Consider the following 12,269-nt stretch of genomic DNA (forward strand, 5'->3'; position numbering starts at 1 on the left):
TTCACCGCCAACCCAGCAGCACGAACTCCGCGCAGAAGCCCGGTCCCATCGCCATCAGCAGGCCCGGCCGGCCGGCCGGCGGCTTCTTCGCGATGGTGTCGCGCAGCACGTGCAGGACCGACGACGAGGACAGGTTGCCCACCTCGGCAAGCGAGCGCCACGTCAACTCCAGCGCGTCCGGTGTGAGAGCGAGAGCCGCGGTGATCGCCTCGATCACCTTGGGCCCGCCGGGATGTGACACCCAGGCGGCGATGTCGTCGACGTGCAGATCGTGGATGCCGAGAAACGCGGTCACGTCGTCGGCGAGGTGCCGGTCGATGAGGTCGGGCAGGTTCGCCGACAGCACGAGCGCCAAGCCGTTGCCCCCCACCCGCCACCCCATGGTGTCCAGCGAGTCGGGGTACAACCGGCTGCGGGAGTCGATCACCTCCGGACCGTGCGGGTCGAGACGGCCGGCCCGGTCCTCACCGACCGCGACCACCGCGGCCGCACCGTCGCCGAACAACGCACTGCCCACCAGACTGGCCATCGTCGGTTCGGCGGCCGGGATCGTCAAGGAGCACAGCTCGACCGAGACCAGCGCGGCGGCGTGCCCGGGTGCGCCGCGCAGATAGTCATGCATGCGGGCGATCCCGGCCGCGCCCGCGACACAGCCGAGTCCGAACAACGGCACCCGGCGCACGTCGGTCCGCAACCCCAGTCGTGTCGCGATGCGGGCATCCAGCGAGGGCACCGCGATGCCCGTCACCGTCGTGGTCATGATCATGTCGAGATCGGCACCGCGCAGACCTGCCTCGTCCAGCGCCGCGGTCAGGGCCTCGCAGGCGAGGTCGGCGGCGTGCTCGAGGTAGATGTCGTTGGCCTCGCCGAAGTCCCGCAGCGCCGCATACCTGTCGAGGGGCAGCACGAAATGCCGGCTCGCCACCTTGGCGTGGTCGTGCAGAGCACGCACGATGTCAGCGCAGTCGGCGAACGCGGGCATCGCGAGAAATGCCTCGGTGACCTCCTGCTGGCTGTGGCGATGTGCCGGCAGGGCGCCGGCGACGCCGGCGATGACACTGACAGGGCTCATGGGGCTATCCGTTCCGTGGGTTCTCGACAAGGCTCCGCCGATCCCTCGGCGAAGCCGAGACGGCGATGAATCCGGTTGAGCCACTGCGGGGCCCACCAGTTCCAGCCCCCCATCAAGCGCATGAATGCGGGTACCGCCACCATGCGCACCAGCGTCGCATCGGCCAACACCGCCAGCGTCAGGCCCAGGCCGAACATTCTCATGACCGAGGTGCTGGCGGCGATCAACGCCGCGAACGAAATCGACATGATCAGCGCCGCGGCGGTGATGATGCGCCCCGTGTAGGCGATACCCAATGCCACCGACTCATCGGAATCTCCCGTGCGCAACCAGATCTCGCGGATGCGGGCGACCAGGAACACCTCGTAGTCCATGGACAGGCCGAACGCGATGCAGAACAACAGCACGGGCATGTTCGCGATCAGCGTGCCGGTCGGAGTGGTGCCGAGCCCGCCGAGATGGCCGTCCTGGAACACCCAGACGAGCGCACCGAACGCGGCACTCAGTGAGAGAACGTTCAACACAAGGGCTTTCAGCGGAACGACGAGACTTCCGGTGAGCAGGAACAGGAGCACGAACATGATCACGCCGATCAGGCCGAGCACCAGGGGCAGAGTCGAGGTGATCGCGGCGACGCTGTCCCGGTTGGCCGCGGCCGTACCGGTGAGCTCGACAGCGCGCCCGCCCGGACCCGGCACCGCCTCCAACCGGTCCAGCTGGGTCTCCGAAGCGTCGGAGAACAGTGGCGCGCTGCTGGCCACCGTGAGATACACGGCGCCGTCGCGCTCACCGGTCGGAGCGGACGGCGGGCCGGCGGCGCGTCCGTCGACGTAGGTGCCGGTGGGCGCCGAGACCGCCACGACGTCGGGCACCAGGGACAGCTCGGTGGCGTAGGTGGACAGTTCCGCCCGACCCAGCCCGCGGGTGTCGGGGAGTACGACAGTGACTGCGGTGTCGGTGTTCTCGGCGAACTCGTCGCGCAGCTGGTCTCCCACCTGGTGGGCCGACGAGGATCGGGGGAGTACGCGATCGTCGGGGAAGCCCCACCGCACGCCGAGGAACGGCAGGCCCGCGACGACCAGCAGCAGGACGACCGCCAGGCCGAGAGGCACAGCGCGGCGCATCACGGCTTTCGCGCAGCGGTACCAGAAGCGGTGCTGCACCGGGACGGGCGTGGGCTCGGGCCGGCGCAACACCCGGCGCGCGAGGCGGCGGACGTCCAGTGCGGCGTGCCGATCACCGAGCAGCACCAGCGCCGCCGGGGTGACGATCACCGCCGACGCCGCGGCGAACGCGACCGTCGCCACGCCCGCATAGGCGAACGACTTGAGGAAGTGCATCGGGAACAGCACCATCACCGACATCGAGAGCGCCACCGTCGTGGCCGAGAAGACCACGGTGCGTCCGGCGGTGCTGAGCGTGGTCCGGATGGCCTGTCCCCGATCGGCGCCTGCCGCGAGCTCGTCGCGATACCGGCTCAGGATCAGCAGCGTGTAGTCGATGGCGAGTGTTAGACCCATCGCGGTGGCGAGGTTCAGCGCGAAGATCGACACATCGGTGAACACCGTGACGGCCCGCAGCACGGCGAGCGCGCCGACGATCGCCATCACCCCGATCGCGACGGGCAGAGCCGCGGCCAGCAGACCGCCGAACACCCACACCAGGACCAGGAAGCTGAGCGGGATCGCCAGCCCCTCCATCAGAAGCAGATCGCGCTGCGAATGCTCGGTGATCTGCACGTTGACCATCGCGGTGCCGCCGGTTCGCACGCTGACGCCGTCGGGGACGTCGCGGGTGACCTGCTCGTCGATCTGCGTGGCGTAACTCTGCTGCTCGGCTTCGGTGCCCGTGATGCCGACGACGACGAGTCCGGCGGTGCGGTCCCGGCTGACCAGATCGGTCGCGGCCGAGGGCGGAGCGGTCCAGGCCGACGACACCGTGGCGACATGGGGATCGCGGCTCACCTGCGCGGCGATGCGTTCGCCGGTCCGGCGGGCGGCCGGGCTGTCGACGCCGGCGGGTGAGGACACCACGATGACCATCGAGACGTCGCCCTGACCGAAAGTGTCGGCGAGGGTGCGCGACGCGCGGGCCGACTCCGAGCCAGGATCGACGAAGCCGCTGGGCGAGAGCTGCGTCGCGACCGGCACACCGACGATCGCCAGCAACGCGGTGAGGACAGCTGCGGTGGCCACGATCCGGCGCGGGGCGGTGAGGGCGAACGAGGCGATACGGGTCAGCAGGTTCGTCTCCTGTCCGATCGAGGGCCTGGACAGGACACGACGGGGCCGGCCGTCCGGTTCACGGTTTCGAAGAATTTGTGACCTAAGTCATCTCGGTAGCTCGAAGTGCTGGTAGTCCAGCGGTGTGCGCCAATGCCCGCCCCAGCTCCAGCCGCTGCTCAGGAAGACCTCCACGGCCGGGTCGCCGTCGTGCAGCATGCCGACGTCGCGTCGGGTCCGGTCCAGCCAGGGCGTCCCGGTGGCCGGTTCGACGTGGCCACGCGCGTCGACGTAGGGATTGACGAGCGGATTGATGTCGACGGCGCGGCCGTAGGCGTGCCAGGACCAGCTGGTGGACCCGGGGATGCCGCGGCAGTTGAACGCCGAGGTGTTGTTGTCGCGCATCGACAGCTCGTCCTCGGCGCCGGGATAGCGATCGGGGGTGCGCATCTTCTCGATCGGGAATCGCAGCGCCGCGAGACGGCCGAACAGGTCGATGACCGCGTCGGTGATCTCGGCGTCGACCACCAACTCGCCGCGGTGCAGGCGGCCGTCGTAACCCCAGTGGTCCAGGTCGACGCGACGCAACTGATCGGGGGACACCGGGCAGCCCGGCCGCCAGCTCGCGCCGAGGTCAGCGGCGCTGACGGGACTGACGGTGGCGGGCCGGGACCCTGACGTCGTGGTCGTGGTCGTCGTGGTCGCCCGGGTCGGTGCTGGTGCTGGCGCCGCGGACTGCGGGGCAGGCGGGGGAGGTGGCGCACACTGCACCGAGGCGGCCGTCACGGCGGCCGCCACGACGAGTGTCATCAGTCGCACATCAGCGAACCTACCCAACGCTGGAGGGCGGTTAGCCCACCTAATCGCTTTGGTTCGTTGACCTTTCGGCACCGCCGTGTGCCGGTCAAAACTGTGATTTCGGCCATTGTGGCGTTATATTGTGTCCGTCATCACAAGGAGGACGAACATGGCCGGAATCGGCGACGGCGCGATGGTCCCGCAGGAGTTGAAGCCGGCCCGCGCCGCGCACCCGGTCAACTGGCTGATCGGGTTCGTGATGGCGACGGTGCTCATCGCCGGGATCGCCGGCGTGGTCCTCGCGCTGTCCAGCGGCTTGCCGACGGTCGCGATTCTCGTCGCGCTGGTGACCGGAGCCGTGTTCGCCGGCGCCCTCTGCTAGGCCCGGTTCGGCCCGTTCAGCGGCCGTCGGGCTGGTCGTTGTTCTTCTGCGACCCCCAGCCGTGCACCCGGTCGACCTCGATGACGGCACTGACCCGCCGGCGGTCCCGCTGCGGATACTCCTGACCGCTGTAGCGCCGCGAGAGTGCGTCGATGTCGGCGAGTCCGTCGTCGTCGTACATCCGGGTGACGCGACCGATGACGGTGACGTGGGTGTACCAGTCGTCGGAGTCCAGCACCGTCAGCGAGACCCGGGGGTCCTTCCTCATGTGCTGCAGGCGGACTCGTCCCTCATCCATGTTGACCAGGATCTCGTCGCCACGCAGCAGGTACCAGGTGGCCGCCGACACCGGTTGGCCGTCGGAGCGCACCGTGCTGATCACCGCGGGGTTCGCCTTGGCCAGCATCTCCTTGGCCTGGTCGGACAGGGACGACGACATGATGGACTCCTTTGCGGGCGCGACGATCGCTCCCTCGGTCTGTACCCACGGAGTCGCCGGACAACCGGCCCACGGGGCGCCTGCTCGCTGCACGACCCCTCGACTGGCGTCGACTCAGATCTGCCCGTGCCGCGGCGGCAGCGTGCCGCTCAGCGTGTAGCGGCCAATGTGCTGCAGCTTCCACCGCGTCGGATCGTGCAGCGTGTGCGTGCGCGCATCGCGCCAGAACCGCGACAGATTGTCCGATGCGGATGCGCTCCGGGTTCCGCCCAATTCGAACAGCCCGTTGGATGCGGCCAGGGCCGCGCGGACCGCGCCCACCTTGGCGGCCGCCACCGCCACCGACGCTTCGGCGGCCGACTCCTCGGTCAGATGCGCTGTCGCCTCGTCGACGCGGCGGGCCGCCTCGACGAGCAACGCTTGGGCGGCGCGGACCGTGACGGCGAGTTCGCCGGCTGCGTTGATCACCGTCGGATCCTCGACGGCTACGGGCACCCGAGCCTCGAAGTGCGCCCTGGCGCGGCCGGCCTGACGGACTCCCGCTTCGAGCGCGCCGGTGGCGATGCCGACGTCGATGGCGCTGTGCCACAACTGCGCCCGTGCGCCGTAGGTGGTCGGCCTCGAGAAGATCGGACTGAACGGCACGACGTGCGCTGCCGGCACGACCACGTCGTCGAGCGTCACGGTCCCCGAGGCCGTGGTGCGCTGCCCCATCCCGTCCCAGTCGTCGACGATGTCGAGCCCTGGGGCGTCGTGCGGCACGAACGCGACCGCCTTCGGTGTCGACGCCACCGGCACCTTGCCGGAGCCGTCGCCGCATGATGCTCGCACCACGACCCAGTCGGCGAACAACGCCCCGGTGCTGTAGAACTTGCGGCCCGACAGCACGTAATCCCCGCCGGGGCGGGGCGTCAGCGTCGTCGCGTCCACATCGATCGGGTGCGGACCCCGTTCGCTCTGCGCGTTGGCGACCAGCGCACCGGCGAGCACCTCGCCGAAGAACCGTTCGTGCTGTGCGACCGTGCCCTGGAGTCTGAGCGCCTCGAGGAACGTGAAGTGCGAGTGCGGGATCTGTGCCAGCGACGGGTCGGCGTGGGCGAGGAGGCGGAACACCTCGGCCACGACAGTCGCCGGGGCGGCGATCCCACCGCACTGCTTCGGGACCGTGATGGCCAGCAGGCCGGAGTCCTTCAAGGCCTTGATCTCGGTGTGTGGCAGCGCGCGCTGGGCATCGCGCTCCGACGCACCGGCGGCGATGTCCTCGGCCAGGGATCGAGCAACGGGCAGAACGTCGTCGACGGACGTGATCACCGACTGGCTCCCACGAACGGGATCGAGGGGGCTGCAGTGTTTTTGGTCGTCGCGGTGAACAAGCCCCGGTCACGCAGGATCGGCACCACACCCTCGCCGAACCAGTAGAGCTCCTCCAAATGCGGGTAGCCGGAGAAGATGAACTCGTCGATACCCACCTCGGCGTACTCGGCGATGCGATCGGCCACCTCCTGGTGGCTACCCACCAATGCGGTGCCCGCGCCACCGCGGACCAAGCCAACGCCTGCCCACAGATTGGGCGCCACTTCCAATGACCGTGCGTCGTGCCAGTTTCCGTTGCTGCGATGTTCTTCGTGCAACGCCAGCATCCGCTTCTGTCCCTCGGACTGGCTGCGATGCAGGCCTTCCTGCGCTTTACGCACTGTCTCCTCGTCGAGCGCGGCCACCAACCGGTCGGCCTGCTGCCACGCCTCGTCGGCCGTGTCGCGTGAGATGGTGTGCAGGCGGATGCCGAAGCGCACGGGGCGGCCCTCGTCGGCGGCGAGCTTGCGAATCCATCCGATCTTCTCGGCGACCGCAGCCGGCGGCTCGCCCCATGTGAGATACACATCGGCGTGCTTGGCGGCCACGGGACCCGCGGCTGCGGAGCTGCCGCCGAAGTACAACGGCGGCACCGGGTCCGGCAGCGTCGCCAACGCGGCCTCGTCGACGCGGATGTGCTCGCCCTCGAGCGTCACCGTTTCCCCGCCCCACAGGCGACGGACCACCTCGAGGAACTCGTCACACCGCTGATAGCGGGCGTCCTTGTCCAGGAAGTCGCCGAACGACCGCTGCTCGTGGGCTTCTCCGCCGACGACCACGTTGAGCAGCAGACGCCCCGGCGCGTGGCGGGCGAAGGTCGCGGCCATCTGCGCCGACAATGTGGGGCTCACCAGTCCCGGCCGGAACGCGACCAGGAACGCCAACGACGTCGTCTCCCGGGCCAGTAGGGCCGCGGTGACGAACGCGTCCTCACACCAGGCGCCGGTCGGGATCAACGCGCCGGTGAAGCCGAAGGATTCGGCGGCACGCACGATCGAGGCAAGATAGTCGATCGAGGCGTCGCGGTCGCTGTGCGCGGCGCCGGCCGGCGTGCCGTGGCCACCTCCGACGATCAGACGGCTGTCGCCGTAGGTGGGCAGGAACCAGTGCAGGCTCGATGACATTGGGAGAGATCCTTTCAGCGGCCGCGGGCAGGTTGGGCCGCGACGGAGGCCGACGAGGAGGGAAGGGTGGACGGCCGGTCGATGATCGTCGAGCGGGCACCGCCCACCCGGTAGGAGGCCCCCCGATGCTCGGCGGGCAGCCGGTCACCGGCGCCATTGAGCTTGTGGCGCAGCGTACCCGGCGTGTAGTTCTCCTGGTAGGCGCCGCGCGCGGTCAACACGGGCACGACGTGGTCGATGAACTGGGCGAACGATCCGGGCGTGATCGCGTAGGCGAGGTTGAACCCGTCGACGTCGGTCTCCTCCACCCACTCCTGCAGCGAATCCGCCACGCGGGCGCCCGATCCCACGAAGCGCGGGCCGAGGCCGCCGATCTTGCCCCACTCGGCGATGTCGCGGATCGCCCACTCGCGGCCGTCGGGGTCGGCGGACTGGAAGGCCTTGACCGCGGAGAGGATCGCATTCGAGTCGACGTTGCCGACCGGCTCGTCGAACCCGTACCGGGCCAGGTCGACGCCCATCCACCCCGACATGAACACGAGCGCGCCTTCCGGGTCCCCGTAGGAGAGGTATTCGGCGTGCCGGGCGTGGGCCTCCTCGTCGGTGGCGGCGGTGACGATGGTCGACAGGTTGAAGATCTTCACCGAATACGGGTCTCGGCCGGCGATCTCGAGTTCGCGGCGGATGGTCGACACCGTGTCGCGCAGGATCGCCTTGGTGGGCGCGGCGGTGAAGATGGCTTCGGCGTTCTCGGCGGCGAACCGGACCCCGCGCGGGGACGACCCGGCCTGATAGATGACCGGCGTGCGCTGCGGAGACGGCTCACTCAGATGAATGCCGGGGACACGGAAATGGGTTCCGTCGTGGCCGATGTGGTGGACCTTGGCCGGATCGGTGAACACCCCGCGGGCGGCGTCGCGCACCACGGCGTCGTCCTCCCAGGACCCCTCCCACAGCTTGTAGAGCACCTCGAGGTATTCGTCGGCATGGTCGTAGCGGGCATCGTGCGCGGGCTGATCGGTCTGCCCCATGTTGCGGGCAGCGGAGGGTAGGTAGCCCGTCACGACGTTCCAGCCGACGCGGCCGCCGGTGAGGTGGTCGAGCGTGGACAGGCGGCGGGCGAACGGATAGGGGTGCTCGAAGCCGGTGCCCGTCGTGATGCCGAATCCGAGGTGCTCGGTGACGTACGCCATCGCGGACACCAGCAGCAGCGGATCGTTGACCGGCACCTGGGCGGCCTGCCGGATCGCCGCCTCGTCGCTCGCGCCGTAGACGTCGTAAGTGCCCAGGACGTCGGCGATGAACAGCCCGTCGAAGCGGCCGCGCTCGAGCAGGCGGGCGAGTTCGGTCCAGTAGGTCAGGTCCTTGTACCGAGCCGACTGATCCTCCGGGTGTTTCCACAGGCCGGGGGACTGGTGGGCGACGCAGTTCATGTCGAAGGCGTTGAAGCGGATCACACGGGTCACTGCGAAAGGGTGCCGAGTTTCGGCTCGGCGGGCATGGGTTTGTCTCACCGCGATTCTGATTCCGCGGTGGGTTTCGCGTCAGATCATGTCGCGGCGGGTGAGCCAGCGCATGATGGGCCAGCCGATGAACACCGGCAGCCAGCACGTCAGGATGCGGTACAGCAGCACCGAGGGCACCGCCACCGCGGCGGGCACACCGAACGCGGCCAGCCCGCCGATCAGGGCCGCCTCCACCGCGCCCACGCCGCCGGGGGTCGGCGCCGCCGAGGCGAGCGTGCCGCCGACCATCGTGACGATCGTGACGGTGACGAAGCTGGTGTCGCCGCCGAACGCCTCGATGCTCGCCCACAGGGCCAATGCCGCACCCAGAGTCGTTGCGGCACAACCCAGCACGATCAGTGCCAGCCGCTTGGGTTCGCGTGCGAGCTCGATGAGATCGTCGATGACCTCCTTGAGCCGCGGCCGCACCGCGGTGGCGAGCCAGCGCCGGAGCTTGGGCACGAACAGGAACACGCCGACCGCACCGAGCGCTGCGCCGGCGATCAGGTACAGCACGGTGGCGCTGGGCACGAACCGGGACAGATTCGCCGACGCCCCGGCCGCCGCGCTGAACAGGATCAGCAGGCTGACGTGGGTCAGCACCTGCACCGACTGCTGCAGCGCCACCGCCGTCGTCGCCCGCAGCGCGCCCAACCCGCCCTTCTGCAGGAACCGGGTACTCAGCGCCAGTCCGCCCACCCCGGCCGGTGTCGTCGTCGCCGCGAAGGTGTTCGCGACCTGCATGACGGCCAGATTCCGATAGCTGACCAGACCGTCGGCGCAGGCCCACAGCGCCGCGCCCGCCCCCAGGTACTTCAGCGCCGACACCGCGAGTCCGGCCAGGGCCCACCACCAATTGGCCGAACTCAACTCGGCGAAGAACACCGGCACCGAGCTGATGAACGGATAGGCGACATAGACGAGGGCGACCAACAGCACGGTCTGGATCAGCTGGCTGCGGGTGAAGCGGGTGATCGTCGCCGTCGTGATCTGATCGGCACCGGTCTGGCGCTTGACCTCGTCGCGCGCACTCGCCATCGCCTGCGACGGGTCGCTCACCGACTGTCGAACACGTTGGTGCATGGCGGTTTTGGTGAGCCGGCGGGACGCCGCGAGCACGGCGTCGTTGCCGAAGACGGTGATCGCCGCGGCCACCGCCTTGTCGGCGCCGTACAGATCGGTGGTGGTGACCAGAAGCTGCGCGATGTCGTTGTGCAGGTGCGCTTCTGATGCGCCGTACTCGGCGAGACCGAACCCACCGAACAGGGGCGCGCCGTCGGCGACCGTGATTTCCTTGCTGCGCAGATCGCCGTGCGAGATCTGCTGACTGTGCAGGACTGCCAACGCGTCCCACAGCCGGGCGACCGGCGTGTCGGCGGCGCATTCGTCGATCGGGGTGCCCTGCGCAGGCCGGTGGGCGTACAGCGTCCAACCGCGCTCCAGCGCAGACACGGCGATCGGGGCGGTGTTGGCCAGCCCCACATCACCGACCGCGATGGCCATCAGCGCTCGATGCTCGATCGCGCGGCGCATCGAGGTCTGCAACGGGGCGGTTTCGCTGTCGCGCAGCCGCAGCTTCCGCCAGAACTGGCGCAGGAAGCCGCCGCCGCGCTGATGCGGCCCGTAGAGCTCGACGATCGCCATGCCCTCGTCGGGGTCGGCGCGATCGGTGCCACGGTCCTGGGTGGCGTGCAGCAGCATGGGGCCACGCCCGGCGGGTCGCACCACCTGCAGCGCCGACACCCGGAAACCGCGTCGTGCCATCGCCCGTGCCGCACCGTCGAGCGGAACCTCGAGCGCCGGGGTGCCGACCACCAACACCACGAGGGCGCCGACGAACCAGCCGACAGCCAGCCCGAGCAGCGACCGGGCCGGCACCACCGCGCTCACCACGAGGTGGATCGGGACGAACGCCAGCAGCAGCGTCCACCACCACCGTCGCCACCGGGCCGGCAGCCACGGCCCCGACACCGTCAGCACCGCGGCGAGCATCGCGATCCACCGGGGGTCGTCGAGGAACTGCGACGCCACGGTGTCGAGACGATCGGTGAGGTCGAAATGCCAACGCGGCGCGGCAATGCCGTTGCCGGTGATGGACAACGACAGAATCGCGATGATGCCCGCCGCGGCGTACGCGCCGAGCATCTTCCATTGCCGCGCGAGGACGAGGCCGATCAGGATCATGAACGGCAGCGCGACGATCGCGATGCCATAGACCAGATAGACGGTGTTGGACTGCGTGGGGCTCAGGACGCCGACGATCTCGGAGATCGAGCGTTCCAGCGCTTCCCATTCGTATCGAGTGATCAGCGAGCTGGTCACCACGATCACGAGAAAGGCGCCGGCCGAGACGAGCCGCAGAATGTCGTTGGTGCGCCGGGTCAGCGGTTGGAGCAGATCTCCCGAGACAACGATGTCCCGCCCGTCAACGCGCATGGCCCACCGATCATAGCGGCTGGCCGATCACCTGACGGTGACGTAGACGGTCTGGTTGGCGATCGAGCGGAAGTTGTCACCCTGCGACGTCGCGAACGGAACGCCCTGACGCACGACGGGTCCGTGGGTGATCGACACGATCGAGGCCTCGTCGAGGGGTGCGTCCGACAGCCGGGTGACGACGACGCGGTTGCCCTGATCCTCGAGGGCCATGATGGCCGTGTCGGCGCGGCCTGCGCCGGTCGGTGCGGCAACGGCGGGTGCAGCCAGGCTCAGTGCCGCCGCGAGAGTGACGGTGCCGATGGCCAGGAGCGAAGGTCGGGTCATGGGAGTGCTCTTCTCAGGTGGTGCGGGTATTGCCACCCCATACACGAGTCAGGGGCGCCTCCGGTTCGAAGGCGCCCCTGATCTGATGTCACGCGGTTACCGGACCGTGACGTAGACGGTCTGGCTGCGGACCGTGCGGCTGTTGTCGCCCTGCGAGGTTGCGAACGGCACGCTCTGTGGAATCGCCGGACCGCGAGTGACGGACACGACCGACGCCTTGTCCAGCGGCGTGCTGGATTGACGGGTCACGACGACGCGCAGGCCCTGGGCCTCCAGCGAGCTGATGGTGTCGGCGGCGTTGCCACCTGTCGGGGCGGCCTGCGCGGGCGCGGCCAGTCCGAGGACGCCGGCGATGAGCGCGGCTGCGGCGGCGGTGGTGATGCTGAACTTCTTCATTTCCGGCCTTCTTCGGTTGGTGATCTTGGTGATCTGACCTGTCAAACCCCTGTGAGTCGGGGTTCATTTCACTTGGCAGGAATTGAGCGATCGCTGGCAGAAAGCGCGCTGTCGGCGGTCGCGAGCGCACGCGAATGCACGTTGTGAGCGGCGCGTCGACGTGCAGACGCGCGCGCTCGCGGAACGGGAGGTGCCCCCAGCGCTCGCGGGACGGG

11 protein-coding genes are annotated in these 12,269 nt (G+C 69.3%); 1 reads left to right on the top strand and 10 read right to left on the bottom strand.

Translation table 11 applies throughout. The features are described from left to right. Position 1: 1 nt before the first annotated feature. The 3 genes from MHN84_RS13505 to MHN84_RS13515 all read right to left on the bottom strand — a co-directional run bounded on the left by MHN84_RS13505 (position 2) and on the right by MHN84_RS13515 (position 4,104). Positions 2 to 1,072: a type III polyketide synthase gene (locus MHN84_RS13505; RefSeq protein WP_241205064.1), complete on the bottom strand. Its 1,071-nt coding sequence runs from the start codon at positions 1,070 to 1,072 to the stop codon at positions 2 to 4. Next, positions 1,069 to 3,315 carry an MMPL family transporter gene (locus MHN84_RS13510; RefSeq protein WP_241205162.1) on the bottom strand — a complete coding sequence of 749 codons (2,247 nt, stop codon included), beginning with the start codon at positions 3,313 to 3,315 and terminating at the stop codon, positions 1,069 to 1,071. The genes MHN84_RS13505 and MHN84_RS13510 overlap by 4 nt, the downstream gene beginning before the upstream one ends. 87 nt (positions 3,316 to 3,402) lie before the next feature. Then, positions 3,403 to 4,104, bottom strand: a complete 702-nt coding sequence (locus MHN84_RS13515; protein ID WP_241205065.1) for a M15 family metallopeptidase — start codon at positions 4,102 to 4,104, stop codon at positions 3,403 to 3,405. 157 nt (positions 4,105 to 4,261) lie between these two features. On the opposite strand from MHN84_RS13515, the gene MHN84_RS13520 reads away from it, so the two are divergent. Beyond that, the gene (locus MHN84_RS13520; RefSeq protein WP_241205066.1) at positions 4,262 to 4,474 is read left to right on the top strand and encodes a hypothetical protein; all 213 of its coding nucleotides are present in this window, start codon (positions 4,262 to 4,264) and stop codon (positions 4,472 to 4,474) included. A 16-nt stretch (positions 4,475 to 4,490) separates the two neighbouring features. On the opposite strand, the gene MHN84_RS13525 is transcribed toward MHN84_RS13520, so the two are convergent. From MHN84_RS13525 to MHN84_RS13555, 7 genes are all read right to left on the bottom strand, one after another. Beyond that, positions 4,491 to 4,913 (bottom strand): PPOX class F420-dependent oxidoreductase, encoded by a 423-nt coding sequence (locus tag MHN84_RS13525; protein ID WP_241205067.1) that lies wholly within the window; start codon positions 4,911 to 4,913, stop codon positions 4,491 to 4,493. A gap of 114 nt (positions 4,914 to 5,027) precedes the next feature. Continuing rightward, positions 5,028 to 6,224 carry an SfnB family sulfur acquisition oxidoreductase gene (locus MHN84_RS13530; RefSeq protein WP_241205068.1) on the bottom strand — a complete coding sequence of 399 codons (1,197 nt, stop codon included), beginning with the start codon at positions 6,222 to 6,224 and terminating at the stop codon, positions 5,028 to 5,030. Next, positions 6,221 to 7,390: an LLM class flavin-dependent oxidoreductase gene (locus MHN84_RS13535; RefSeq protein ID WP_241205069.1), complete on the bottom strand. Its 1,170-nt coding sequence runs from the start codon at positions 7,388 to 7,390 to the stop codon at positions 6,221 to 6,223. The genes MHN84_RS13530 and MHN84_RS13535 overlap by 4 nt, the downstream gene beginning before the upstream one ends. Positions 7,391 to 7,404: 14 nt before the next feature. Beyond that, positions 7,405 to 8,856: an LLM class flavin-dependent oxidoreductase gene (locus MHN84_RS13540; RefSeq protein ID WP_241205070.1), complete on the bottom strand. Its 1,452-nt coding sequence runs from the start codon at positions 8,854 to 8,856 to the stop codon at positions 7,405 to 7,407. A 78-nt stretch (positions 8,857 to 8,934) separates the two neighbouring features. After that, positions 8,935 to 11,331 (bottom strand): lysylphosphatidylglycerol synthase transmembrane domain-containing protein, encoded by a 2,397-nt coding sequence (locus MHN84_RS13545; protein ID WP_241205071.1) that lies wholly within the window; start codon positions 11,329 to 11,331, stop codon positions 8,935 to 8,937. Positions 11,332 to 11,358: 27 nt separating this feature from the next. Continuing rightward, positions 11,359 to 11,658: a hypothetical protein gene (locus MHN84_RS13550; RefSeq protein ID WP_241205072.1), complete on the bottom strand. Its 300-nt coding sequence runs from the start codon at positions 11,656 to 11,658 to the stop codon at positions 11,359 to 11,361. Between the two features lie 96 nt (positions 11,659 to 11,754). Continuing rightward, positions 11,755 to 12,054 carry a hypothetical protein gene (locus tag MHN84_RS13555; RefSeq protein WP_241205073.1) on the bottom strand — a complete coding sequence of 100 codons (300 nt, stop codon included), beginning with the start codon at positions 12,052 to 12,054 and terminating at the stop codon, positions 11,755 to 11,757. Positions 12,055 to 12,269: the final 215 nt, after the last annotated feature.

This window comes from Mycobacterium sp. PSTR-4-N, from assembly GCF_022348085.1.
In the GTDB taxonomy this organism is placed as follows: Bacteria; Actinomycetota; Actinomycetes; order Mycobacteriales; family Mycobacteriaceae; genus Mycobacterium.